At 67.4% G+C, this 26129-nt stretch carries 19 protein-coding genes and 1 pseudogene; 8 read left to right on the top strand and 12 right to left on the bottom strand.

The features are described 5' to 3' along the window. Nucleotides 1-167: 167 nt before the first annotated feature. A complete protein-coding gene (locus tag BMZ17_RS16235; RefSeq protein WP_093140880.1) occupies nt 168-3881 on the top strand; it encodes an indolepyruvate ferredoxin oxidoreductase family protein in 3714 nt (1237 codons plus the stop codon). Nucleotides 3882-3923: 42 nt separating this feature from the next. Here the strand turns inward: BMZ17_RS16235 and BMZ17_RS16240 are convergent, their stop codons facing one another. The 3 genes from BMZ17_RS16240 to egtB are packed head-to-tail and all read right to left on the bottom strand — an operon-like array spanning nt 3924 to nt 6501. Then, nucleotides 3924-4229 carry a DUF3253 domain-containing protein gene (locus BMZ17_RS16240; RefSeq protein WP_217645829.1) on the bottom strand — a complete coding sequence of 102 codons (306 nt, stop codon included), beginning with the start codon at nt 4227-4229 and terminating at the stop codon, nt 3924-3926. Then, complete coding sequence (gene egtD, locus BMZ17_RS16245; RefSeq protein ID WP_093140884.1) at nt 4226-5212, bottom strand: L-histidine N(alpha)-methyltransferase; 987 nt, start codon at nt 5210-5212, stop codon at nt 4226-4228. The genes BMZ17_RS16240 and egtD overlap by 4 nt, the downstream gene beginning before the upstream one ends. Beyond that, nucleotides 5209-6501: an ergothioneine biosynthesis protein EgtB gene (egtB, locus tag BMZ17_RS16250; RefSeq protein WP_093140888.1), complete on the bottom strand. Its 1293-nt coding sequence runs from the start codon at nt 6499-6501 to the stop codon at nt 5209-5211. Before egtB ends, egtD begins: the two co-directional genes overlap by 4 nt. Before the next feature lie 72 nt (nt 6502-6573). Here egtB and BMZ17_RS16255 point away from each other — a divergent pair, with 72 nt between their 5' ends. After that, nucleotides 6574-7749 carry an aminotransferase class V-fold PLP-dependent enzyme gene (locus tag BMZ17_RS16255; protein WP_093140892.1) on the top strand — a complete coding sequence of 392 codons (1176 nt, stop codon included), beginning with the start codon at nt 6574-6576 and terminating at the stop codon, nt 7747-7749. Nucleotides 7750-8373: 624 nt separating this feature from the next. On the opposite strand, the gene BMZ17_RS16270 is transcribed toward BMZ17_RS16255, so the two are convergent. The 8 genes and pseudogenes from BMZ17_RS16270 to BMZ17_RS16305 form a co-directional block, all read right to left on the bottom strand. Beyond that, entirely contained in the window at nt 8374-9855 is a 1482-nt protein-coding gene (locus tag BMZ17_RS16270; protein ID WP_093140900.1) for an ABC transporter permease/substrate-binding protein, read from the bottom strand. Further along, the gene (locus BMZ17_RS16275) at nt 9852-10595 is read right to left on the bottom strand and encodes an ATP-binding cassette domain-containing protein (protein WP_093140904.1); all 744 of its coding nucleotides are present in this window, start codon (nt 10593-10595) and stop codon (nt 9852-9854) included. The genes BMZ17_RS16270 and BMZ17_RS16275 overlap by 4 nt, the downstream gene beginning before the upstream one ends. Nucleotides 10596-10643: 48 nt before the next feature. Next, entirely contained in the window at nt 10644-11789 is a 1146-nt protein-coding gene (locus tag BMZ17_RS16280; protein ID WP_093140908.1) for an acyltransferase family protein, read from the bottom strand. 47 nt (nt 11790-11836) lie between these two features. Next, nucleotides 11837-12946 (bottom strand): annotated as a pseudogene (locus tag BMZ17_RS16285) (lytic murein transglycosylase); the annotation flags it as partial. 515 nt (nt 12947-13461) lie between these two features. Further along, nucleotides 13462-14058, bottom strand: a complete 597-nt coding sequence (locus BMZ17_RS16290; RefSeq protein WP_093140912.1) for a DUF938 domain-containing protein — start codon at nt 14056-14058, stop codon at nt 13462-13464. 9 nt (nt 14059-14067) lie between these two features. Next, entirely contained in the window at nt 14068-15582 is a 1515-nt protein-coding gene (locus tag BMZ17_RS16295) for a response regulator (RefSeq protein ID WP_093140917.1), read from the bottom strand. Between the two features lie 6 nt (nt 15583-15588). Beyond that, on the bottom strand, nt 15589-16029 hold the full coding sequence (locus tag BMZ17_RS16300) for a response regulator (protein WP_093140921.1): 441 nt from the start codon (nt 16027-16029) through the stop codon (nt 15589-15591). After that, a complete protein-coding gene (locus tag BMZ17_RS16305) occupies nt 16026-17855 on the bottom strand; it encodes a sensor histidine kinase (RefSeq protein WP_093140926.1) in 1830 nt (609 codons plus the stop codon). Before BMZ17_RS16305 ends, BMZ17_RS16300 begins: the two co-directional genes overlap by 4 nt. Nucleotides 17856-18141: 286 nt before the next feature. Here BMZ17_RS16305 and BMZ17_RS16310 point away from each other — a divergent pair, with 286 nt between their 5' ends. From BMZ17_RS16310 to BMZ17_RS16335, 6 genes are all read left to right on the top strand, one after another. Continuing rightward, nucleotides 18142-19755: an OpgD/OpgG family glucan biosynthesis protein gene (locus BMZ17_RS16310; RefSeq protein WP_093140931.1), complete on the top strand. Its 1614-nt coding sequence runs from the start codon at nt 18142-18144 to the stop codon at nt 19753-19755. 334 nt (nt 19756-20089) lie between these two features. Next, nucleotides 20090-21277 (top strand): glycosyltransferase family protein, encoded by a 1188-nt coding sequence (locus BMZ17_RS16315; protein ID WP_093140935.1) that lies wholly within the window; start codon nt 20090-20092, stop codon nt 21275-21277. Nucleotides 21278-21406: 129 nt separating this feature from the next. Next, nucleotides 21407-22180 carry a glucose-1-phosphate cytidylyltransferase gene (rfbF, locus tag BMZ17_RS16320; protein WP_093140940.1) on the top strand — a complete coding sequence of 258 codons (774 nt, stop codon included), beginning with the start codon at nt 21407-21409 and terminating at the stop codon, nt 22178-22180. A 5-nt stretch (nt 22181-22185) separates the two neighbouring features. Next, entirely contained in the window at nt 22186-23232 is a 1047-nt protein-coding gene (locus BMZ17_RS16325) for an NAD-dependent epimerase/dehydratase family protein (RefSeq protein ID WP_093142271.1), read from the top strand. Then, entirely contained in the window at nt 23229-23792 is a 564-nt protein-coding gene (rfbC, locus tag BMZ17_RS16330) for a dTDP-4-dehydrorhamnose 3,5-epimerase (RefSeq protein WP_093140945.1), read from the top strand. The genes BMZ17_RS16325 and rfbC overlap by 4 nt, the downstream gene beginning before the upstream one ends. Before the next feature lie 20 nt (nt 23793-23812). After that, the gene (locus tag BMZ17_RS16335) at nt 23813-25117 is read left to right on the top strand and encodes an NAD(P)H-dependent oxidoreductase (protein ID WP_093140949.1); all 1305 of its coding nucleotides are present in this window, start codon (nt 23813-23815) and stop codon (nt 25115-25117) included. Here the strand turns inward: BMZ17_RS16335 and BMZ17_RS16340 are convergent. Next, on the bottom strand, nt 25114-26052 hold the full coding sequence (locus BMZ17_RS16340) for a LysR family transcriptional regulator (protein WP_139202962.1): 939 nt from the start codon (nt 26050-26052) through the stop codon (nt 25114-25116). The two genes, BMZ17_RS16335 and BMZ17_RS16340, sit on opposite strands and share 4 nt — an antisense overlap. Nucleotides 26053-26129: the final 77 nt, after the last annotated feature.

The raw sequence follows: 26129 nt of genomic DNA on the forward strand, positions 1-26129 counted from the left end.
GGCGGGTCCTGGAGAAGGGGATTCGCGCAGTTGCACCGCGCTGCAGCATTGTCCGCGCCCGTCGTGGCGGCCGCAAATGCGGGGCGGCAGGGCGGCAGACAGTTGCAGATGAACGCATTGCTAGACTCGGGCCGATGCCATCGCCACCCGCCAACCCGGGCCAGCCAATGACCAGCACTGCCGAATTGATGTCGCCTTCGTCCGCCAACACGCCTGCCATCGGCACGTTGGACAACGACTACACGCTCGAACACAAATACACGCGCACCGACGGGCGTATCTACCTGTCCGGCGTGCAGGCGCTGGTGCGACTGCCGCTGATGCAGCGCCTGCGCGATGACGCGGCGGGCCTGAACACCGCGGGCTTCATCAGCGGCTATCGCGGCAGCCCGCTGGGCGGCTTCGACCTGGAGCTGTGGCGCGCGCGCAAGCATCTGGAAGCGGCCAAGGTGAAGTTCCAGCCCGGCCTCAACGAAGACCTCGGGGCGACCATGCTGTGGGGCACGCAGCAGACCAACCTGTTCCCCGGCGCGACCGTCGAGGGCGTGTACGGCATGTGGTACGGCAAGGGGCCGGGCGTGGACCGCAGCGGCGACGTGTTCAAGCACGGCAATGCGGCCGGCACCTCACCGCTGGGCGGCGTGCTGGCCCTGGCGGCGGACGATCACGCCTGCCGCAGCTCGACCTTGCCGCATGGCAGCGAGGAGGAATTCGTCAGCGCGATGATGCCGGTGCTCAATCCGGCCGGCGTGCAGGACATCCTCGATTTGGGCCTGGTCGGCTGGGCGATGAGCCGCTACACCGGGCGCTGGATCGGCTTCAAGACGATCGCCGAAACCGTGGAGTCTTCCGCGTCGGTCAACGTCGATCCGTTCGCGCGCAGGATCGTGCTGCCCGAGGATTTCATGATGCCGGCCGGCGGCTTGAGCATCCGCTGGCCCGATCCGCCGCTGGAACAGGAAATGCGCCTGCATCGCTATGCGGTCGCAGCAGCGCAGGCGTTCGCCCGGGCCAATCACATCGACCGCATCGTGCTGGATTCGCCGCGCGCGCGGCTGGGCATCGTCACCACCGGCAAGAGCTACCTGGACGTGCTGCAGGCGCTGGAATACCTGGGCCTGGACGAAGCGGCCTGCGCCGACATCGGCATCCGCGTCTACAAGGTCGGCATGAGCTGGCCGCTGGAACCGGTGGGCATCACTGCGTTCGCGCATGGGCTGGAAGACATCGTCGTCGTCGAGGAGAAGAAGGCCTTCATCGAGCGGCAGATGAAGGAGCTGTTCTACAACTGGCCGGCCAATGCTGGCGCGCGACCGAGCATCGTCGGCAAGTACGACGAAGCCGGCGCGTGGATCCTGCCGTCGACCGGCGAACTCACGCCGGCGACGATTGCCGGTGTGATCGGCGCGCGCATCCAGCGTTTTGCCAATACCGAATCCATCGAGCAGCGCCTGCGCTGGATGGAAGCGAAAGAGGCCGAAATGGCACTGCCGCGCGCCAGCTTCCCGCGCGTACCGCATTACTGCAGCGGCTGCCCGCACAACACTTCCACTGTCGTGCCCGAGGGCGCGCGCGCGATGGGCGGCATTGGTTGCCATTACATGGTGACGTGGATGGATCGCAATACCGACACGTTCACCCACATGGGAGGCGAAGGTGTGACCTGGTCCGGGCAAGCGCCGTTTACCGAGACGCCGCATGTCTTCCAAAACCTGGGCGACGGCACCTATTTCCACAGCGGCTCGCTGGCGATCCGCCAGTCCATCGCCACGGGCGTCAATATCACCTACAAGATCCTCTACAACGACGCGGTCGCGATGACCGGTGGCCAGCCGGTCGATGGCACGCTGACCGTGCCGGACATCGCCGCGCAGATGCGCGCCGAAGGCGTACACACCATCGTGCTGGTGTCCGACGACATCACCAAGTGGTCGCGCCGGCGCGACCTGTTCCCCAGCGAGACCGAATTCCACGATCGCAGCGAACTGGACGCGGTGCAGGAAGCGCTGCGCAAGGTTCAAGGCGTGTCAATCCTGATCTACGACCAGACCTGTGCCACCGAGAAGCGTCGTCGTCGCAAACGCGGCAAGCTGGTCGATCCTCCCAAGCGCGTGCTGATCAACTCACTGGTGTGCGAAGGCTGCGGCGATTGCGGCGAGAAAAGCTTCTGCGTGTCGGTGCTGCCGAAGGAAACCGAGTTCGGCCGCAAGCGCAGCATCGACCAGTCCAACTGCAACAAGGACTATTCGTGCGTGAATGGCTTCTGCCCGAGCTTCGTCACCGTGCACGGCGGCAAGCCGCGCAAGGGCAAGAAAAGTGATGCGGCCACATTGCTGGACCACCTGCCGGCGCCGGCGTTCAAGTCCGAGCTGCACACGCCCTGGAACATCCTGATCACCGGCGTCGGCGGCACCGGTGTGGTGACCATCGGCGCGCTGCTCGGCATGGCCGGCCACCTGGAAGGCAAGGGGGCGAGCGTGCTCGACCAGACCGGCCTCGCCCAGAAGGGCGGCGCGGTGACCACGCATATCCGCATCGCGCGCACGCCGGAGGACATCCACGCCGTGCGCATCGCCGCGGGCGATGCCGATTTGGTGCTGGGCTGCGACATGGTGGTGGTCAACGATTACTGGGTGCTGTCCAAGGTCCGCGGCGAGCGCGCGCAGGTGGTGCTCAACACCTACGAAGCGATGCCCGGCACCTTCACCACCCACCCGGACATGCAGTTCCCGACCGCGGAGATCGTCGCCGGCGTGCGCGTGGCGTTAGGCGGACGCGATCCGCTGCTGCTCGATGCCACGCAACTGGCGACCGCGCTGCTGGGCGATGCGATCGCCACCAATCTCTTCATGCTCGGCTATGCCTGGCAGCAAGGGCTGGTGCCGATCTCGTTCGATGCGCTGATGCGGGCGATCGAACTCAACGGTGCGGCGATCGAGATGAATCGCACGGCGTTCGCATGGGGCCGCCTGGCCGCGATCGACCTGCCGGCCGTGCAACAGGCCGCTGGCCTGGTCTCCAACACCGAAACGCGCGAGGAACATCTGCCGCACAACCTGCGCGTGTTGCCGCCAGGCGACTGGGAAGGCACCGAATGGGGCGCCACTAGCGCACCGCGCAATCCCGACAACGCGCGCAGCGTGCGCGGCCTGCCCGACACCACCGCGACCACCGCTGACGGCGTGGTGCTGCTGCCGCTGGACGATGCGCGCCTGTCGCGCACGCTGGACGAAGCCATCGCCCGGCGTAGTGCCTTCCTCAACGAGTACCAGGACGCCGCTTACGCGAAGCGCTACACCGATTTCGTCGCGCAGGTGCGCGAGGCCGAAAGCGCCAAGGCGCCCGGCTCCACCGCGCTGACCGAGGCCGCGGCCCGTTACCTGTTCAAGCTGATGGCCTACAAGGACGAGTACGAAGTCGCGCGGCTCTATACCAACGGCGCGTTCAAGCGCCAGCTGGAGCAACAGTTCGAGGGCGACTACGCGATCCAGTTCCATCTCGCCCCGCCGCTGCTGGCCAAGAAGAACGACACGGGTGAGCTGACCAAGCGCGCTTACGGCCCGTGGATGCTGCGCGCGTTCGGGCTGCTGGCGAGACTGAAGTTCCTGCGCGGCGGCACGTTCGATGTCTTCGGCCGCACCGCCGAGCGCCGCATGGAGCGCCAGTTGATCGATGATTATCGAGCCACGGTGGGCGAACTGCTCGATGCGCTGGACGCCGACCGCCTGTCGCTGGCCGTGCAGATCGCCAGTATCCCGGAACAGATCCGCGGCTACGGTCACGTCAAGGAGCGGCACCTGTACGACGCCAAGGCGCGCGAAGCGCAGTTGCTGGCGCAGTGGCGCAACCCGAAGGCGATCCCGATCGTGCAAGCCGCCTGAAGAAGGCGGGCAGAACGCACGCCCGCTCAGCGCGTGCGTTCGCTACCGGCCCGCGATGACGGCCAGGCCTTCTGCGTAAGCCTCATCGAAACCCTTCCCGCGCTTCAGGCGCACCGGCCCGTGCGCCTGGGCGATGTCCACCGCGTGCCCGCGCTGGGTCACCTCGATCACCTCGGACTGGGCCAGGCGTGCGGCCACGATGCGGATCGAAGGCATCAGCCCACGCCAGGTTTCGCTATCGCCATCGAGCGTGCGGGCCACCTCGGAGGGGCAGATCGAGGCATCGCCCGCACGCGCGGCCAGCAGCCGCAGCAGGGTGTGCTCGATGCTTTCGCACAGATGCATCATGCCGGTTGCAGCAGGCGCAGGCCGAACCAGTCGCGCGCGTCGTTCCAGCCGTGGGTGATCTTCAGGCCGGCGCGCGCGGCGAGTTCAGCGAAGCGCGCGTCGGTGTACTTGTGGCTGTATTCGACCTGGATCGCTTCGCCATCGTCGAAGGAGAATGCCCGGTCGCCCACATGGACGGTCTGCCCCCGCTGACTGACCAAGAAGGTCTCGATGCGCAGCCGCTTACGCGCATACACCGCACGATGGCGGAAGCCGTCCAGGTCGAAGTCGCTGCCGATCTCGCGATTGAGCCGTGCCAGCAGATTCAGGGTGAACGCGGCGGTGACGCCGGCCGCATCGTTGTACGCCGCCTCGATCAGCGCATCGTCCTTGTCCAGGTCGATGCCGATCAGTGCGCAGCCGCCCTCGCCCATGGTCTGGCGCATGGCATCGAGCAGATGCACCGCGTCGTCATTGGTGAAATTGCCCAGGGTCGAGCCCGGGAAGAACATCACCGTGCGCTGCGCCCGCTGTGTGCTCTCGGGCAGATCCAGCGGTTTGGTGAAGTCCGCACAGACCGGCAGCATCTCGATCTGCGGAAAATGCTGCGACAGCCGCGCGGTGGCGTCGAGCACCGCCGTGCGCGAGATCTCCACCGGCGTGTACGCCACCGGATCGCGCAGGTGCTCCAGCAGCAATTCGGTCTTGCGCCCGCTGCCACTGCCGTACTCGACCACGTGTGCGCCCGGGCCGATCGCCTGCGCGATGGACGGCAGCTGCGCTTCCAGCAGGGCCAGCTCGGTGCGGGTGAGGTAGTACTCCGGCACGCGCGTGATCGCTTCGAACAGGCGCGAGCCTTCGGCATCGTAGAAATACTTGGACGGCAGCGTGCGCGGCGTTCGCGACAGGCCGGCGATGGCGTCGGCGGTGATGTCGTCCGGCTGAGGGCGCAGGTCGGTCAGCGCGTCACGGGCACGCAGCAGGGCGCAGGCGGCAGCGTTCAAGGCAGGTCCTTGGCAAGGCGCACGCCGGCGAACTGCCAGCGCGCATCGGAGGGGAAGAAATTGCGGTACGTGGCACGGATGTGCGTGCGTGAGGTGGCGCAGCTGCCGCCGCGCAGCACCCATTGCGCGTTCATGAATTTGCCGTTGTATTCGCCCAGCGATCCCGGCCACGGCGCGAAGCCGGGATACGGCAGATAGGCGCTGCCGGTCCATTCCCAGACATCGCCGAACAGTTTCTCGAAGCCGGTCTCTGCGGCGGCACTGGAGCGCGGATGCAACGCATCGTCTTCGACAAAATTGCCGTCCATCGGAACGCCGGCCGCGGCCAGCTCCCACTCGGCCTCGGTCGGCAGGCGTGCGCCAGCCCAGCGCGCGAATGCATCGGCTTCGAACAGGCTCAGGCCGCTGGCCGGCGCGTCCGGATCACGTTCGCGCCAGCCACCCAGGGTGAATTCGCGCGCGCCGTCTTCATGCCAGTACAGCGGCCGCTGCCAGTCGCGCGCCCGCACCGCGGCCCAGCCGTCACTGAGCCAGTGCGCGGGCTCGCGATAGCCTCCGGCCTCGACGAAGGCCGCAAATTCGGCATTGCTCACCGGCCGGCTGGCCAGCGCATGCGCCCCGACCAAGGTGCGATGGCGCGGCGATTCGTTGTCGTAGGCGAAGGCCTGCACCTGCGGCCAGGCATCGGCGCCGAGCTGGACGATCTGCTCGTCGCGCGCGATCCAGCGCAGCGCAGATGGGCCTGCGTGCGTGGCCACCAGATCGCCGCGGTACGCCGGCTGCAGCGGATTGCTCCACAGCGCATGGCGGATGTCGGTGAGCAGCAGCTCCTGGTGCTGCTGTTCGTGCTGGATGCCGAGCTGCAGGATGTCCAGCGCTTGGGCATGCAGCGCATGTCGCTGCAGTCGCTCGCAGAGCGCGTCTTCCACCGCCGCACGGTAGGCGCGCACCTGCTCCAGCGATGGGCGCGACAGCACGCCACGCCGCGGCCGCGCATGCATCGGGCCGACGCTGTTGTAGTAGCTGTTGAACAGATAGTCCCAGGTCGGATCGAACGCGCGATAACGCGCATCGGTCGCCAGGATGAAGCGCTCGAAGAACCAGGTGGTATGCGCCAAGTGCCATTTGGCCGGACTCGCATCGTCCATGCTCTGCACCATCGCGTCCTCCGCGCTGAGGGGCGCGGCCAGCCGCGCGGTCAGGGCGCGCATGGTCGTGAACTGGGCCAGCAGCTGGTCCGAACGTGCGGCGAGATCCGGTCGCGCGTCCGTGGGGGAGATGGCGTGCATGGGCCAATGCTAGGCACTGACGGTGAACGCTCTGTTAGGCCCGCCGATTTCACGCAACGCTAAGCTGCGCGCATGCCCGACGCCCGCCTGTATCCGACCCCTGTTCAGTGGGAGCAACGCCACACCGCTTTCGTCCTGCCCGCCGTTGGGCTTTACTTGGATGGCGCTGCGCGCAGCCCGCGGCTGCAGCACCTGCAAGCTGCCGCGCATGCGCTCATCGACGCCGAAGCGACGCCGGGGTGGCTGCCGTATGCGGAGTGGCTGGACAGCATCGAGGCCACCCGCACCTTGGCCGCGCAAGTGCTGTTCAACGATGACGTAGATGGGCTGGCGATGGTGCCTTCGGCCGCGCACGGACTGGCGGTCGCGGCCCACAACCTGCCGCCGCAGCGCGGCGATGCGGTGCTGGTGCTGGACGGCCAGTTCCCCTCCAACCTGCTGGTCTGGCAGCAGCGCTGTGTCGACGTCGGTGCCCAGGTGGTGGCCGCGCAACCGCGTGCCGGTGAATCGCTGACCGACGCGGTACTGCGCACGATCGCCGACACGCCGCGGCTGGCCATCGCCACGCTGTCGCACTGCGACTGGCACGACGGCCGACTGCTCCACCTGGACGCCATCGCCGATGCGGTCCACGCGCGTGGTGCTGCCTTGGTGCTGGACCTGAGCCAGAGCCTGGGCGTGCTACCAATGGACCTCGCGCGCTGGCGACCGGACTTCGTGGTGTCTGTGGGATACAAATGGCTGATGGGCACGATGGGGCTGTCCTGGCTGTGGGCTTCGCCGCGCTGGCGCGATTCGGGCATCCCGCTGGAACATCACTGGGTCGCGCGTGATCCGGGACCAGACTGGGCGTTTCCTTTGGAGGCAATGCCGTCGTATCGACATGGCGCACGGCGCTTCGATGCCGGTGGGATCGCCGATCCGCTGCGCCTGGCGATGACGCACGGTGGACTGGCGCAATTGCACGCATGGCAGCCGGCACGGATCGCGGCGTCCCTGGGTGAGATCACAGGTGCACTCGATGCCGCATTGGATGCGTGTGGCATGTCGGATTGGAAGACGATCGGGCACGCGCCGCATATCACGGGATTGCGGGTGCCGGTGGATCGATTGGAAGCGTTGATCGTGGCCTTCTCAGCGCATGGGATTGCGTGTTCGCCGCGACCCTGGGGTGTTCGGCTGGCGCCAATGGTGGGGGTGCGGGCTGAGCAGATTGTGCAAGTGGTAAAGATCGCGGCAGACGCTTAGCTGCTGCTCTGGCTGGTGCTGTTATTGTTATTGCTGTTGCTGTTGCTGTTGCTGTTGCTGTTGCTGTTGCTGTTGCTCAGCTTTCGATCTTCAGCGCCTTCAAAGCGAGCCGAGCACCGCAGGCTGAAATGGCCACAGAGGCGCGGGTGTTTGAGCGTAGCGAGTTCGCGCGCCGTGCCATTTCAGGCGAGGAGCTCAGGGTACCGTCGCGCAGCGGCGGATCGCGTCAGGCGCTGGCGGTTTTGGCTACTTTTGCCAAGACAAAAGTGGCTCGCGTCGCGAAGCGACGTGAAAGCTCTGCTTTGGCTCTTGCTACTAGTTCGAGAAAAGGCAAAAGACAAAGTCAATTGCAGAGCTTTCGCGCCGCTGCGCGGCACGCCCTACTTTTGTCTTGGCAAAAGTAGGCAAAACCGTCTTCGCCGGTCCCAAAAAGGGGATTGAAAACACTCGCCGCCGCGTTGCGGCGGTGCCCTGTGCTCCTCGGAGAAAACGGCACGGCGCCCAAACTCGCTACGCTCAAACAAGGGCGCCTCTGCGGCCGTTTTCTCCTGCGGTGCTCGGCTCGCTTTACGGCTCGAAAAATCCGGAGCAACAGCGGAGGCAAAGCAAAAGCAACCGCAAACCCTATGCCCGTGCGGCGAGCCGCAATCCCCTCGGGGTCATCACCCGTTCGAATACCTCGAACACCCCTTGCACCAGCAGCGCCAGCACCGCCGCCGGCACGGCGCCTTCGAGGATCATCCCGATATTGTCCAGACGTATGCCCGTCAGGATCGGCTGGCCGTAACCGCCCGCGCCGATCAATGCGCCCAGCGTGGCGGTGCCGACGTTGATCACCGCGGCGGTCTTGATGCCGGCCAGGATCGTGCGCAAGGCCAGCGGCAGTTCGACGCGCCACAGGCGGGTGCGTGGCGGCAGGCCGATGGCGGCGGCGGTTTCGCGCAGGTCGCGCGGGATGCCGGTCAGGCCGGCATGGGTGTTGCGCACGATCGGCAGCAGCGAATACAGGAATAGCGCTGCGATCGCCGGCTTCGCGCCGATGCCGAAGATCGGGATCATGAAGACGAACACCGCCAGCGACGGCAGCGTCTGCAGCACGCCGGTCAGCGACAGCACCACCTGCCCGAGGCGTGGACGGCGCGCGGCGAAGATGCCCAGCGGCACGGCGACGATCAGCGCCAGGCCGAGCGACACGCCGACCAACGCAAGATGTTCCAGCGTGCGCTGCACGATACGCGCAGTACGTCCGCTGCCCTGGGGAGCGTCCACGCCCAGCCACGCGGCGGCGGCCTGGCTTTCGCTCTGGTGTTCTAGCTTCACCTGCGCGTTGAGGCGCTGCATGGTTGCTGCGTCGATACGGCCCTGTAGTTGCTGCAGGGCCTGCACGAAGCCTGGCGCACGCTGCGCCAGGTCCTGCCGATACAGGAACACGGCCTGGTAATCCGGGAAGTAACGCCGATCGTCGTCCAGGACGACCAGGTCGTAGGCCGGGATCTCCGCATCGGTGCTGTAGAGATCGGTCACATCGATCGCGCCGCTTTGCAGCGCGCGATACGCCAGGTCGTGATCCAGCCCGTTGGGCTGCTGTGGCAGGCCGTAGGCGCCGCGCACGCCGGGCCAGCCATCGGCACGCTGCAGGAATTCGTTGCTCAGGCCGAGCTTGAGATCGGGATGGCGGGCCAAGTCGCTCAGCGTGCGGATACCGAGCTGCTGCGCGCGTTGTTTGCGCATGCCGAAGGCGTAGGTGTTCTGGAAGCCCAGCGAGCCGGTCATGGCCAAACCGTGCTGCGCCAGCGCCGCGGTGACCTGCGCCGGATCGGCATCGGGTTGCTGCAACAGCTCCTGCTTCAGCGTGCCGGTGTATTCGGCATACGCGTCGATGTCGCCTTCCTCCAGCGCGCGCCAGAGGATGCGCGTGCCGCCGAGCTGGCGCTTGTGGGTCACCTCCACGCCCGACTTGCGCGCCTGGCCAACGGCGAGTTCTCCCAGAATCACCGCCTCGGTGAAGTTCTTGGAGCCGACCGTGGCCGTCTCCGCGGCGAACGCGGGTAACCCGATCGACGCGATCAGGCACAGCAGCCATACGCGCAGGACACGCGCCCTCATGCTGCATCGTCCAGGGTGCGTTGCGCGGTGAAGAAACGGGTGACGAAGTCCTCCACCGGCGCGTCCTGCAGTTCACGCACCGTGCCCTGCTGCAGCACGCGGCCGGCGCGCATCAGCACCAGCGTGTCGGCCAGGTACGCGGCCTCGGCCACGTCGTGGGTCACCAGCACCACGGTCTTGTTCAACTGCGCGATGAGCGCGCGCATCTGGGTCTGCAGCTCGTGGCGCACGATCGGGTCCAGCGCGCCCAGCGGTTCGTCCAGCAGCAGTACCGGCGGATCGAGCATCAGCGCGCGGATCAGGCCCACGCGCTGGCGCTGGCCGCCGGAGAGTTCGGCCGGAAAGCGCGCCAGCAGCTCCATCGGTAGCTGGCATAGCTGCGCAAGCTCGCCCAGGCGCGCGTCGATCCGTTCACGCGTCCAGCCCAAGGTACGCGCCAGCAACGCGGCGTTGTCGCGCACGCTCAAGTGCGGGAACAGGCCACCTTCCTGGATGACGTAGCCGATGCGGCGGCGCTGTTCCAGCAGGGTCTTGCGCTGCAGCGGCACGCCTTCGAACAACACCTGGCCGCTGTCGGGCCATTCCAGCCCGACCAGCATCCGCAGCACGCTGGACTTGCCCGCGCCACTGGGGCCGATCAGGGCGGTGGTGCGCCCGGTGGCGATGTCCAGATCCACGCGATCCAGCGCGATGGCCGGCCCGTAGCGGCGGGTGACCTGTTGCAGGGAGAAAGTCGGCATGGGCCGATGCTGGCACAGCCGCTGGCGGTGTGTCGCGAAGGCGTGCGATCAGCGTGTCGGCAACGGCGCCGACGCTGCGCTCGCATCGCTCCGCAACCAGCGCCGCTTGACCCAGCGCTCGGCCGGCAGCGTCCATCCACGCGCAAAGAGTTGCGCCAGCAACATGCACAGCGGCAGGAGTACCAGATACCACCACGCGCCTTGACGTACATCGCTGCCCCAGGCGCGATACAGGCCCACCAGCGCGAACACCACGAACATGTGGGTGAGGTACAGCTCGTAGCTCAGGCGCCCCGCACTGCGCAGCCAGGCCAGCGCGCGCCACGACGTCCGCGACGGCATCGCGTGCAGGCCGGCCACCAGCATTGCACTCGCGCCGGTGAGCACCAGCATGTAGCCGTTGCCCAGCGACGCCCACAACTCGCGCCCGCACAGCAGCACCGCGAGCAGGCCGATCACGCCGGCCACGCGCAGCCATGCGGCGGTCGAGGCGGGAATACGCCAACGCTGAACCGCCAGCGCGGTCAGCGCGCCGATGGCGATGGCGGAAAAGCCGGGCAGATACGCCTTCTCCTGCCAGATCTCGTTGCCCTCCAGTGCGGCGCGCGTTAGCGGCAGGCTCAGCCACAACAACGCAAGCGCCACCACCAGCCATGCGCGCCGACGCAACAACAGGCACAGCAGCGGAAAACCCAGGTAGAACACTTCCTCGATCGACAGCGACCACAGCACGTCCCAGCCGCCGGGCAGCCAGCCGGTGCGGCCTTCGTAGGCGTTGAGGGTGAAGGTCAGCGCAGCGGTCAATGCGCCCGGCAGCGACTGGTCGTCGCGCTCGATCACGTACTGCGGCACGCCCAGCAGGTGCATCGCCGACAGCACCACCAGCAGCAAGGCGAGCGGCGGCACGATGCGCGCGATCCGGCGCACGTAGAACGCGCGCACGTCGAGCTGCGCCAGCGACGACGCCCGCTGCAGCGCGTGCCAGGTGATCAGGAAGCCGGAGATCACGAAGAACACGAAGACCGCTTCATAGCCGTTGTAGCTCAGCGCGCTCAACAGGCGGCGCGGCAGCCAATCGGCCAACGCGGTATCGCGCAACGGGATGCGTAATGCGAGATGGTGGATCAGCACCAGCAGGATCGAGACCCCTCGCAGCGCGTCGATGCCGGCGTTGCGCGACGCGCTGGCGGTCATGGCGTGGCCACGGGCGGGGCGGCCGCGGGCGTTGCATCCGGCAGGGCCACGGGCGGACCTTCCGCGCGCAGCGCGGCGAGGATCTTCTGCCCGGCGCGACCATCGACCGGCAGCAGGCCCAGGCGCTGTTGTTCGGCGGCGATGGCGCGTCGGGTCAGCGTGCCCAGCAAGCCATCGGGCGCACCAATGGCATGGCCACGCGCGAGCAGCAGGGTCTGCAGGACCTTGCGGTCGGCGCGGTCCAACGGCAGGTCATCGGTGGGCCAGCGCGCGACCAGCGGACCGCCGCCGCGCAGGCGATCGGACAACAGCGCGATCGCCAGTGCATAGCTCTCGGCGGCGTTGTAGCTGTAGATCGCATCGAAGTTGCGGAACACCAGGAACGCCGGCCCGCCCACGCCCGCCGGCAGCAGCACCGCCGCCGGCGTCTCGCTGGCCTCGATCCGCGTGCCGTCCACGCGCGTGATTCCGCGCGCCACCCACTCGCGCAGCGGGCGCTTGGCCTTGCGCCCAGCCTGCGTGGCATCGAAGCCCGCCGGCAGCGTCACCTCATACCCCCACGGCTGGCCACTCTGCCAACCGGCGCGATCCAGATAGTTGGCGGTGGACGCCAGCGCATCGGGCACGCTATGGACCAGGTCGCGGCGGCCATCGCCATCGCCATCCACCGCGATGCGCTGGTAGGTGCTGGGCATGAATTGCGTTTGCCCAAAGGCCCCTGCCCACGAGCCGGTGAGGCCATCGGTCGTGAGATCGCCGGACTGCAGCAGCGCCAGCGTCGACATCAACTCGCCGCGGAAGAACGCCTGGCGCCGGCCAAAGCAGCTCAGGGTAGACAGCGACACCAACAGCGGCCGCTTACCCTGCACGCGGCCATAATCGCTTTCCACGCCCCACACCGCCGCCACGGTCGCCGCATCGACGCCACTGGACTGGGCGACGCGGGCGAACGTGTCGGCGTGCTCGACCAGCAACGCCTGGCCATCGGCAATGCGCTGGCCATCAACCAGCGGCGCCAGGTAATCCCAGATCGGCGTGGAAAACTCGGGCTGGCTGTCCAACAGTGGCAGCACGCTCATGTCCGGCACGATGCCGGCCATGAAGCGATCGAACGCCGCAGGCTCAATGGCGGAAGCACCATCGCGCAGCTGCGTCATGCAGCTCGCATAAGTCGCGCGATCCGCCTCACTGGGCGCCCCCACTTCCGCAGCAGGCTGCTGCGCCTGCGCGCCACACACGATCAGTGCCGCTACGAATCCCGCCATGCTGCGACGCATGCGCCCACTCCCTTGCTGCCGGTACCAACGTCCGATTGTAAGCAGACAGACCAACACGCAAGCACGGAGGTCCCGGCTTCTGGCTTTTGGCTTCGGCTTCGGCTTCGGCTTCGGCTTCGGCTTCGGCTTCGGCTTCGGCTTTCAAACCCTTCGTGAGGCACGGCGAAGGGGCGAGGCCAAGACCCGCAGGGCGACGTGCACGGATGCACGTCGTTTTTCTACGGGACATGGATGTCCCGTAGAAAAATCCCTCGGCCCGCAGCGGACCTGCGCAAAGCGCAGGCGTGCCGCCCGGAGGCGTGTTCTTTGCCTACCTTTCTTGCACGAGCAAGAAAGTAGGTCGGGCGGCGAAGCCGCACGAAAGCCTTTGCTTCAAGACGAGGAATCTAAAAGAGCTAACCGCGCCGCCACACCACCAACCGATTATTCGCCGGCATCGCATGATCCTGCGCCAGCCGCAACCCGATCCCCCGCGCCAGCGCATCCACCGTTTCAAAGTCGCGGATCGCGCTGACCGGATCGCGCGCCTTCAACCAGTCATCGAACTGCGCATTGCTCTCGCTGGTATACGCACCGCCGTAGTTGAACGGCCCGTACACCGCCAACGTGCCGGCCTCGCCCAGCACACCATCGACGCCCGCGAAAAACGCCTGCACCTGCGGCCAGCCCATGATATGCAGCGTGTTGGCGGTGAACACCGCATCGAAGCGCGCCTGCGGCCACGGGCCATCGGCGACATCCAGCGGGATCGGTGCCGGTGTGTTGGGCAGCGCCGCCTCATCCAGCCACTGCACGATGCCGGGCAGATGCTCGGCGCGTTCGCTGGTCTGCCAGGTCAGCTGCGGCAGCGCCGCAGCGAAATGCACGGCGTGCTGGCCGGTGCCGCTGCCGATCTCCAGCACGCTGCGCGCATCACGCAATGCCGGCTGGAGCACTTCCAGGATCGGATCGCGGTTGCGCTCGCAGGACGGGGCGAAGGGTTTGTCGTTCACGCGCGCCGCTCAGAGCGTGCCGCTTGCCAAGGCGTCGGCGACCGCTTCGAACACCTGGCCCATCTCCAGCGGCTTGTCGAGCAGGTAGACCGGTACCGACTCGGGCAGCTCGGCCACGTCGAACGGCTTGACCGGGTCCTGCAGCAGGATCACCGGACCGCGATAGCCGCGCTGGGCCAGCGCGCGCACCAGGGTGACGGCCGGCAGCAGCACGAAATCGCTGTCGATCACGAACAGCTCCGGCATCCCGTCGATCACCGATGCACGCAGCGCGTATGCGCCGTCCGGTGCGCGGCTGGGGCGATACCCCTGGCTTTCCAGCGCGGTGCTCAACAGCGTCTGGCGCGTGGAATCGCCATCGACCAGCAGGATCCGCTGGCCTTGGCCAGGCGCGGCAGGCGCCGGTAGTGGGGCGGCGCCGGACTCCAGCATCGGCAGGGTGATGGCGAAGGTGGTGCCCACGCCCGGCGTGCTGTCCACGTCGATCCGGCCCTGGTACTGCTCGACGATGCGCAGGCACGACATCAGGCCCAGGCCGGTGCCGTCTTCCTTGGTGGTGAAGAACGGCGTGAACAGCTGCTTGCGCACCTTCTCGTCCATGCCGATGCCCTGGTCGGCCACGCACATGCAGACCCCGGCGCCCGCCGCGTCTTCGACCGGCTTGGCCGACAGGGTCAGGGTGCCGCCCGCCGGCATCGCCTGGATGCCGTTGAGGCACAGGTTGATCAGCACTTGCTGCAGCTCGACGTAGTTGGCGTCGATCTCCATCGGCGTGGCCGGCGGCTGCAGGTCCAGCGTCACCTTGTCCGGCAGGCTGCCCTGCAGCAGCACCTGCACGGCCTGGAACAACTCGCCCACCGACACCGGCTCGCGTGCCTTGCGCGCGCCACGGACGAAGGACAGCATCGATTCGGCCATCTCGTGGCCACGGCGGCCGGACTCGGCGATCACCTCGCCCAGCTTGTGGATCTTGGGGTTGTCACTGTGGATGGCCAGCAGGTCCGGCACGATCAGCAGCGGCTGCAAGATGTTGCGCAGGTCGTGGCTCAGGCCGGCGGCCAGCATCGCCATCGAGTCCAGGCGCTGCGAACGCAGCAGCTCCTTCTCCACGCGCTCACGCTCGCGCTGGCCGCGCGATTCGCGGATCGCGCGCGCGGCGGCCGCGGGCAGGCGCGCGGTCTTGTCCTTGAGGATGTAGTCGGCCGCGCCGTCGCGCAGCGCCTGCACCGCGGTGTCCTCGCCCATCGTCCCGGAGACGAAGATGAAAGGCACCGGCGGCTCCTGCGCCCGGACCGCCTTGAGCGCGTCGTAGCCGGAAAAGCCGGGCATGCTCAGGTCCGACAGCACCAGGTCCGGCTTGAACTGCGCCAGCGCCTGCACCAGCTCGGCCTCCGAATCGACGCGCTGGAACTCGGCCTCAAGCCCAGCATCCAGCAGCTGTTCGGAGGTCAGTTCGGCGTCTTCGGGCGAGTCCTCGACCAGCAGGACGCGCACGGGACCGATCGGCGTGGCGCTTTGCGGCATCTGGGTTCAGTCCTGGCCCGGCGCTTCGTTGAACACCGCCCAGAAGGTCCCCAGCGTCTTGACCGCGGTGAAGAACTGGTCGATGTCCACCGGCTTGACCACGTAGGCATTGGCACCCAGGTCCCAGCTGCGGACCAGGTCGCTCTCTTCGCGCGAGGACGACAGGATCACCACCGGCAGAGTCTTGAGCTCCGCGCTCTCGCGAATGGTGCGCAGCACCTCCATGCCATCCATGCGCGGCATCTTGATGTCCAGCAGCAGCACCGCCGGCAGGCCTTCTGCGCGATCGGCATAGGCGCCGCGGCGCAGCAGGTAATCCATCGCCTCAACGCCGTCCTCGACGTGGACGATGGGGTTGGCCAGGTTGGCCTCGCGCAGTGCATCGATGGCCATTTCGGCGTCGGCGATGCTGTCTTCTGCCAGCAGGATGGTGCGGATGGGGCTCATGCGTTGAACTCTGAAGGTGAAAGGTGGCGGCGATCGAGGCCGCTGTCCTGGGACGCGGGAATGACGAAATGGAACGTGGCGCCCTGCTCGGGCTCGGCCTCGGCCCAGACCCGGCCGCCGTGGCGCGACAGCACCCGGCGCACGCTGGCCAGGCCGATGCCGGTGCCGGCGTAATCGCTGGCCTTGTGAAGGCGCTGGAACACGCCGAAGAGCTTGCTGGCGTAGGCCATGTCGAAGCCGGCGCCGTTGTCCTTGACCCAGAAATGGTGCTCGCCATCGCCTTCCAGCGCGTAGCCCACCTGGATCTGCGCGACCTCGCGCTTGCCGCTGTACTTGACCGCGTTGCCCAGCAGGTTCTGCCAGACCTGGCGCAGCATGTTCTCGTCGCCCACCAGGATGGGCAGCGGCTGGATGTCCCAGTCCACGCGCAGCGGCAGGGCATGCTTGTCGGCGCTGACGTTGGCATCGAGCATCGAGCGGGTTTCGGCCACCAGCGACTGCATGTCCACCGCCTGCAGGCGCAGCGCACTGCGACCCAGGCGCGAGTAGACCAGCAGGTCGTCGATCAGCGAGGACATGCGCCGGGCCGAGTCGCCGATCACCGTCAGATAGTGGCGGCTGCGTTCGTCGGCAGCGTCGCCCAGGTGGCGGGCGAGCTTGTCGGAGAAGCCGGACACGTGACGCAGCGGCGCGCGCAAATCGTGCGAGACCGAGTAGCTGAAGGCTTCCAGCTCGCGGTTGACGTCCGAGACCTGCTCGATCTTGCCTTCCAGCTGCCGGTTGAGGTCGATGATGCGTTGCTGGCTGGTCTTCTGCGTGGTCACGTCGCTGACCGTCATCAGCACCGCTTCGTCGTCGCGATCGGGCAGCGACATGCGCCGCGCGTTGAGCAGCAGCACGCGTGGCACGCCGCCGGCGGTTTCCTGCTGGACCTCGTAGTCCCACAGCTCGCGGCCGCGCGAGAACACGTCGGTCAGGCGCTGCCGCACCACTTCGTCATCCCAGCCTTCGCTGATCTCGCTCAGGCCGAGCGGATACCGGGTGTCTTCCTCCAGGCCGTACAGCTCGGCGAAGGCCGCGTTGTGCATCAGCACCTGCTGGTCGCCATCGAGCAGCACGATCGGCTCGCGCACCGACTGCAGCACCGCCGCCGAGCGTTCGGAGATCCGGGTGGCCCGGGTCTCGGCGCGCAGGCGATGGGCGATCTGCCGGCCCAGCACCGCGGTCACCGCGGTCAGCAGCAGCAACTGCACCAGCAGGCCGCCCCAGCCCACCCAGCTGGCCAGGCGACGGGTGCGGGCCGATTCGGCGATGCGATCGGCCGCGAAACGCTGCTCGGCGCCCTGCAACTCCCGCATCAACGGCAGGATCGCGTACTTGGTGCCCAGCTCCTTGACCAGCGCATCGCGCTCGGCCGGCGCGGCTTCGAGCAGCTGGTGGGCGATGGCCACGCGCCGCTCCAGCACTTCCTTCAGCTGGCCCAGGCGGATCTGCTGGTCGGGCGAGTCACGGGTCAGGCGCATCACGCTCTGGAGCATCGGCCCGATCACGCCGTCGGCCTTCTCCACACGGGCACGCAGGCGCTCGACCGGCACGCCCAGGCTGACCAGGATCGCGGACTGCTCGACCTCGCGGATCTCCACGTTCATCGCGCTCAGTTCGGCCTGGACCTGGCGGGTGTGCGAGACCAGGTCAGCCGCGGCCAGGGTCTGGTCCTGCAGCTGCTGGCGCAGCATCGACGGCGCCACCACGATCAACAGCACCGCCACCCCGATGAAGGGCAGTCGCCAACGCTCCCACTCGACGCGGGCCAACCGTTTCCGCATTCAGATACCTGTTGATGTCATCCCCGACCGGGCGGTATCGCACCTGCCCCGTCGCGGAAATGTTAAATCGCGATACACACCGCATTTGCCTGTTCAGCTTTTACGCGTAACAGGCAAAACTGCGCAGGCGGCAACGCGTCTCCAAACGCGCGGGCTCCGGCGGCAACGGCGCATTTTCGCAGATCGGACCAAGGCCGCACAGGGCACTGTCGGCGAAGTCACCCCGCCACGGGCCCGGCTTGGCTAGGATGCACCGCTTGCCACCACCCAGATGCCGTGCCCGCCCATGATCCGACGCCAGTTCCTGACCCAAGCCGCCGGCACGCTCGCCGCCCTTGGCCTGCCGCCCGCCCTGCTGCTGTCCGAGCCGGCCTTCGCGGCGGCCCGCGCGGGCAAGTCCAACCTGGTGTTCGGGCCGGCCCAGCCGTTCGACTACGCCAGCTTGAAGGGCCAGGCGCGGGCGCTGGCCGGCAAGCCTTACAAAGCCCACGGCGGCCCGCTGCCGGCGGCGCTGGATGGGCTGACCTGGGACCAGTACCAGGCGATTGCCTATCGCAAGGACCACGCGCTGTGGACCGGCCAGGACGATGAATTCCTGGCCCAGTTCTTCCACATGGGCCTGTACTTCAAGAAGCCGGTGACCATGCACGAGGTCGCCGACGGCCAGGCGCGCGAGATCAAGTACAACGCCGGCATGTTCGACTATGGCAAGAGCGGCCTGGGCAAGGCCAAGCTGCCCGAGTCGCTGGGCTTTGCCGGTTTCCGCCTGAACACCAAGGCCGATCCCAACCGCGATTTCGCCGCGTTCCTGGGCGCCAGCTATTTCCGCGCGGTGGGCAAGGAAGGCCAGTACGGCCAGTCCGCGCGCGGCCTGGCGATCGATACCGGTAGCGGCAAGCCGGAGGAATTCCCCGATTTCGTCGCCTATTACCTGGAAAAGCCGGCCAAGGATTCAGATACCCTGGTCCTGTACGGCCTACTGGACTCGCCCAGCGTGGCCGGCGCCTACCGCTTTGCCCTGACCCCGGGCGAGCCGCTGGTGATGGAGATCGACTGCGCCCTGTATCCGCGCACCACCATCGACCGTATGGGTCTGGGCCCGTGCACCAGCATGTACCAGACCGGCGAAAACGACCGCCGCATGGCCTGGGACTGGCGCCCGGAAATCCACGACACCGACGGCCTGGCCCTGCACACCGGCAGCGGCGAGTGGATCTGGCGCCCGCTGACCAACCCGCCGCAGCTGCGCTTCAACGCCTTCTCCGATACCGACCCGAAGGGCTTCGGCCTGCTGCAGCGCGACCGCGACTTCGACCACTACCAGGACGATGGCGTGTTCTACGAGAAGCGCCCATGCCTGTGGGTCGAGCCCAAGGCTGGCTGGGGCGAGGGCTCGGTGCAGCTGATCGAGATCCCGACCATCGACGAGACCTTCGACAACATCGTCGCGTTCTGGAGCCCGAAGGAAAAACCCAAGGCCGGCGACGAGCTGCTGTACGGCTACAAGCTGTACTGGGGCTCGGCCGCGCCGATGGTGCCCACCCAAGCGGTGTGCGTGGCCAGCCGCACCGGCCTGGGCGGCGTGGTCGGGCAGAAGCGCAACCACTGGTCGCAGCGCTTCGCGGTGGATTTCACCGGCGGCAACCTGGCCGCGCTGGAAAAGGCCGACGCCAAGGTCGAGCCCGCCCTGCAGATCACCGGCGGCAAGCTGGAAACCGTGTCCTGCCGCCCGCTGCGCGAGCTCAAAGGCTTCCGCGTGATGTTCGACGTGGTGCCGGACAAGGAGGACAGCAGCCAGATCGACCTACGCCTGTTCCTGAAGGACGCCACCGGTGCCCTGAGTGAGACCTGGCTGTACCAGTTCAGCCCGCCGCCGAGCGCCGAGCGCAAGCTGTACTAACGCTTCGCGGGGCGCAACACCCCGCCCATGCCCCGCGGCTGCAGCGCGACGGGCCTGCAGCCGTCACGTGCGTCCGGTTCACCGGGTCTTCTGCGTTCAAGCCTAAGTAGCCGCAAGGCAGTGACATCCGTCCGCCTGTCCATGCCGCGCCCTTCGCGCGCACCGGACAGACACCGGTTGCCACCGCCCGGCGGCTGCAACACGTGTGGTTGCGCGATGGGCGACCGATGTTTCCGGCACGCGCGGGGTTTGAGCGGCACGGTGCCGCCGAAGCCCGCGCCGACATCGGACACCACGTGCGTCAGGTAACCCCCAGCTTGACGAGGGATGTGTCATGGCCGACCGGTCGGTACTGCTGTCTTCCAACTACAACGCGTGGCCCGAGCCGTTCAATGGCCAGGCCTACGCGTTCCTGAATGTCATCGACCAGGTCGAGGACGCGGACATCGTCACGCCGATGGCCTCGCCGCACACCGACGGCCGCGGCGTGAATCCAGCCGTGGGTTACCTGTGGAAGGAGCTGCGCCATCGCCTGACTTCGCAGGCCTGGCGCCGATTCGGCCAGCCGGGCCTGTCCAACGCGCAGCCGGTGCACATCGCGCGCGACTACGACGTGTTCCTGTTCGTGTGCCAGTTCCCGCTGGAGCTGACCGCGCTGCAGCGCATGCACGGCTGGCGCCAGCGTTCGGAAAAGGCCTACGCCTACATGCTGGAAGGCTGGCCCGAGCGCTTCCCGGCGCAGGCGCAGGAGCTGCGGCTGCTCGACCAGTTCGACCATGTCTTCGTGCTCAACGCCGAGAGCATCCCGGCGCTGCGCAAATACACCTCCACGCCGATTTCGTTCCTGCCCAGCGCCTGCGACACGCTGCTGGCGTGTCCGTACCCGGCCAACCCCCAGCGCAGCATCGACGTGCTCAGCCTGGGCCGGCGCATGCCCGAGCTGCACACCAAGCTGGCGGCGCTGGCCGCGCAGGACGGCAACTTCTTCTACGTGCACGACGTGCTCAAGGCCGGCGCGGTCACTGACTGGGCCGAGCATCGCGGGCAGTCGGCGGCGATGATCAAGCGCGCCAAGTACTTCGTCGCCTACGACTTCACCGTGGACACCACGGGCATCTTCAAGGGCGTGCGCAAGAACGCGCTGGCCACGCGCTATTTCGAAGGCACGGCCGGCGGTTCGATCGTGCTGGGCTCGCGCCAGCAGTGCGTAGAGTTCGCCGAGCATTTCGACTGGGAAGACGCGGTGATCGAGATGCCACCCAACACGCCGGACGTCGGCGCGTTCCTGGCCGACCTCAGCAACCAGCGCGAGCGCCTCGAATTGGCCCGTGCCACAAACGTCAGCCAGGCCTTGCGCCGGCACGACTGGGCGCATCGTTGGGCGCAGCTGCTGGACATGGTCGGCCTGCCGCGCAGCCCGCGGCTGCAGCAGCGCATCGATCGCCTGACCAACATGGCCAACATGGTCGAAGTCGCCCACGGCGCACCCCGGGGGGTGCGACGGCACGACGTAACGGTCTGAGCAGTCCCACCTCACCCCACGGCGGCGGGAGGGCCGTCGCCACCGTCGCAGTCGCCGCCTGGCGCCTGCGGGATGCAAGCAGCCGGCAGCCCGGCAAAGGACAAGCAGCGTGATGCGGAAGGAGTTCGAATGAAGGCAGTCATCCTGGCGGGCGGCCTTGGCACCCGGATTTCCGAGGAAACCTCGGTGCGGCCCAAGCCCATGGTGGAGATCGGTGGCCGGCCGGTGCTGTGGCACATCATGAAGATCTACAGCCACTACGGCATCAACGATTTCATCGTGTGCCTGGGCTACCGTGGCGAGGTGATCAAGGACTTCTTCATCAACTACCACCTGATGGGGTCGGACATCACCTGCGACCTGGCCACCAACACCACCACCTTGCACAACACGCGCGCCGAGCCATGGCGGGTCACGCTGGTCGATACCGGCGCCGATACGATGACCGGCGGCCGCCTCAAGCGCGTCATGCCCTACCTGCAGGACGAGGAAGCGTTCTGCCTGACCTACGGCGACGGCGTGTCCGACGTGGACATCGCCGCCGGCATCGAACTGCACCAGCGCGAAGGCCGCCTGGCCACGGTCACCGCGGTGCAGCCACCGGGCCGCTTCGGCGCGCTGCGCGTGGAAGGCGACCAGGTCACCGGCTTCCGCGAAAAGCCCGCCGATGGCGATGGCCTGATCAATGGCGGCTTCTTCGTGCTCTCGCCCAAGGTGGCCGACTTCATCACCGACGACAGCACCGTGTGGGAGAACGCGCCGCTGGAAGGCCTGGTCGAGCAGGGCCAGCTGAGCGTCTACAAGCACGAAGGCTTCTGGCAGCCGATGGACACGCTGCGCGACAAGAACTACCTCAACGATCTCTGGGTCAACAACAAGGCGCCGTGGCGCGTGTGGGAGTGAAGACGATGCGTATCCTGATCACCGGCAACATGGGCTACATCGGCCCTGTCCTGGCCCGCCACCTGCGCCAGCGTTTCCCCACCGCCTACCTGGTCGGCGTGGACCGCGGCTGGTTTGCCCATTGCCTGTCGGACAAGCGCGGCCTGCCCGAAGTGGTGCTGGACGAGCAGTGGTTCCGCGACGTGCGCGACCTCACCGCGCAGGACCTGACCGGCTTCGATGCGGTCGTACACCTGGCGGCGGTGTCCAACGATGCGATGGGCAAGCGCTTCGAGATCGTCACCGATCAGATCAACTGCAAGGCCAGCCTGTCGGTGGCCCAAGCCGCAGCCGAGGCCGGCGTGAAGCACTTCGTGTTCGCCTCCAGCTGCAGCGTCTACGGCGCGGCCGCTGATGGCACGCCGCGCTCGGAAACCAGCGGCATCGCCCCGCTCACGGCCTACGCGCATTCCAAAATCGACACCGAAACCGGCCTGTCCGCGATGGAGACCGACATGGTCATCACCGCGCTGCGCTTTGCGACCGCGTGCGGCGCCTCGCCGCGCCTGCGCCTGGACCTGGTGCTGAACGACTTCGTCGCCGGCGCCGTGGCCAGCGGCAAGGTCGACGTGCTCTCCGACGGTACCCCGTGGCGCCCGCTGATCCACGTGCGCGACATGTCGCGCGCCATCGAATGGGCGATCCAGCGCCCGGCCGAGACGGGCGGCCGCTATCTGTACGTCAATGCCGGCTCGGAACGCTGGAACGTGCAGGTGCGCGACCTGGCCCAGGCGGTCGGCGCGGCGATCCCGACCGCGGAGGTCTCCATCTCCACCAATGCCCCGGCGGACAACCGCAGCTATCGCGTGGATTTTTCGCTGTTCGAACAGCTCGCGCCTGACCACCAGCCGATCGAAACCCTGGAAGGCACCATCGCCGAGCTGCGCGACGAGCTGCAGCGTACCGCCTTCTCCGATCGCAACTTCCGCCAGAGCGGCTTCATCCGCCTGCGCATCCTGGAAGGCTTGGTCGACAGTGGTGTGCTGGCGCCCGATCTGCGGGCCGCCGCATGAAGTTCCACGCCACACCGCTGCAGGGCGCCTTCGTGATCGAGCCGGAAAAGCGCGGCGACGATCGCGGCTGGTTTGCCCGCGTGTTCTGCGAGAAGGAAATGGCCGCCGCCGGCCTGGTCGATCGCTTCGTCCAGGTCAACAATTCCTATAACGCCGAGGCCGGCACGCTGCGCGGCATGCATTACCAATTGCCGCCCGCGCCGGAGGTCAAGATCGTGCGCTGCGTGCGCGGCGCGCTGTGGGATTGCATCGTCGACCTGCGCCCGGATTCGCCGACGTATCTCAAATGGCACGGCGTGGAGCTGACTGCGGAAAATCGACTGGCCTATTACGTGCCGCGCGGCTTCGCCCACGGCTTCGTGACGCTGGAGCCGGATACCGAAGCGTTCTACCTGGCCAGCGCGTTCTACGAGCCGACCGCCGAGCGCGGCCTGCGCTGGAACGACCCGACCTTCAATATCCAGTGGCCGGCCGAAGGCAAGATCATTTCGGACAAGGACGCGGCGTGGCCGGATTTCGATCCGGATTTCCACGGCGTCGAACAACTGATCGGCTACTGACCCCACGACAGGACTTCCCCATGGTGATCGATCGACTGCTACAGGAACGCCAGGCCGCTGGCATGCCCATCCGTGTCGGGCTGTATGGCGCCGGCTTCATGGCCAAGGGCATCGTCAACCAGATCGTGCACTCGGTGCCCGGCATGGTGTTGTCGGTGATCTGCAACCGCAACGTGGACAAGGCGCTGGCGGCGTTCGCGCTGGCCGGCGTGCAGGCCAAGGTGGTCGATACCGGCCGTGCCCTGGCCGATGCGATCACCAGCGGCACCGCCGTGGTCACCGATGATCCGGCGCTGCTGTACGAATGCGACCTGCTCGACTGCCTGGTCGATGCCACCGGCGCGGTCGAATACGGCGCGCACATCAGCCTGGCCGCGATCGCGCACGGCCGCGATGTGGTGACGATGAACGCCGAGCTGGACGGCACCGTCGGCCCGCTGCTGAAGAAGAAGGCCGACGCGGCCGGCGTCATCTTCACCGCCTGCGATGGCGACCAGCCCGGCGTGCAGATGAACCTGTTCCGCTTCGTCAAATCGATCGGGCTGACACCGCTGATGTGCGGCAACATCAAGGGCCTGCAGGATCCGTATCGCACGCCGACCACGCAGGCCGGGTTCGCGGCGAAGTGGGGCCAGGATCCGTACATGGTCACCAGCTTCGCCGACGGCACCAAGATCAGTTTCGAGCAGGCCATCGTCGCCAACGGCACCGGCATGTCGATCCTGCAGCGTGGCATGACCGGCTACGATCATCGCGGCCATGTCGATGAACTAACCAAGACCTACGACATCGATGCGCTCAAGGCCGTCGGCGGCGCGGTGGATTACGTGGTCGGCTCGCAACCCGGTCCGGGTGTGTACGTGCTGGCCACGCATGACGACCCCAAGCAGCAGCACTACCTCAACCTCTACAAGCTGGGCGAAGGTCCGCTGTACAGCTTTTACACGCCGTATCACCTGTGCCACTTCGAAGTGCCGCTGTCGGTGGCGCGCGTCGTGCTGCTGCGTGACGCGGTGCTTCAGCCGCTGGGCGCACCGCTGGTGGAAGTGGTTGCCACGGCCAAGCGCGACCTGGCCGCCGGCGAGACCGTCGATGCGCTCGGCGGCTATCTCACCTATGGCCAGTGCGAGCGCGCCGACGTCACCGCGCGCGACGGCCTGCTGCCGATGGGCGTGGCCGAAGGCTGCGTGCTCAAGCACGACATCGCCAAGGACCAGGTGCTGACCTATGCCGATGTGGAACTGCCGCACGGCCGCCTGATCGACCGGCTGCGGGTGGAACAGGCGGCGCTGTTCGCCAACGCGGGCGAGGCACTTACGGCTTAAGCAGCCACCGGCTCCGCGCCAGGCACCGGCGCGGCGGCGGCGAAGAATTCCCACAGCGCCTCTGCCGTCCTGGGCAGGCGCGCAACGGGACGGAACAGGCGGATCTCGATCGGGATCCGCAGCGTCGGCGCCTCTGGCGCCGCTTCCACCAGGCGGCCATCGGCCAGGTCGCGCGCCGCCAGCGAGCGCGGCAACCACGCCACGCCATCGCCCGCACGCGCCATCGCCAGCAGTGTCGCGGCCAGGTCCGAGGTGAACACCGGCGTGGCCTTGGCGATCACCGGCGCCAGCGGCGCATGCCCGGACAGGATCCGGCCCAGCCCGGAATCGGCGCTGTAGCCCAGATACGCCGTCTTTGCGTTGGGCCGTTCACCCAGCGGCCAGCGCGGTCCGCCGTCCTCGCGCGGTGCGCATAGTGGCAACAGCACGTCGCCGCCGACCAGCACGCTGCGGAACTGTGCCGGGTCCAGCATCAGCCGCATGCGCGGATGGTGGTGGCACAGCAGGAACTGCGAGCCACCCTGCACCATCATCCGCTCGCAGGCGCGCATGGTGTCCGACACCAGCTTGAACGTCCCCAGTTCGGCCAGCTGCGGATTGCCGCGGATCCATTCCGGGAAGAAGGTGAAGGACAGCGCGTGGGTCGCGGCAAAGGTCAGTGATGGCGCGCTGCGCCCGGCGACTTCCAGCGTCTCGCTGCGCAGCTGGTGCATCGAGCGCACCAGCGCGGTGGCTTGGGTGCGGAAGTGCTCGCCGGCCGGGGTCAGCTGCACGCCTTGGCGCGAGCGCTTGAATAGCGGCGTGCCCAGCCACTCCTCCAGCGCGCGGATGCGGCGGCTGAACGCCGGTTGGGTCACGTGCCGCAATTCGGCCGCCCGCGAGAAGTTGAGGGTGTCGGCCAGCGCGACGCAGTCTTCGAGCCAGATCAGATCCATGATGCCCATTCTGCATCACGTGCCGGTGCATTGGCATTGGCTTGCATGCCGAATCCGCTCCTAGGATGAAGCGAGAA

This window comes from Pseudoxanthomonas sp. GM95 (assembly GCF_900109775.1).
In the GTDB taxonomy this organism is placed as follows: domain Bacteria; phylum Pseudomonadota; class Gammaproteobacteria; order Xanthomonadales; family Xanthomonadaceae; genus Pseudoxanthomonas_A.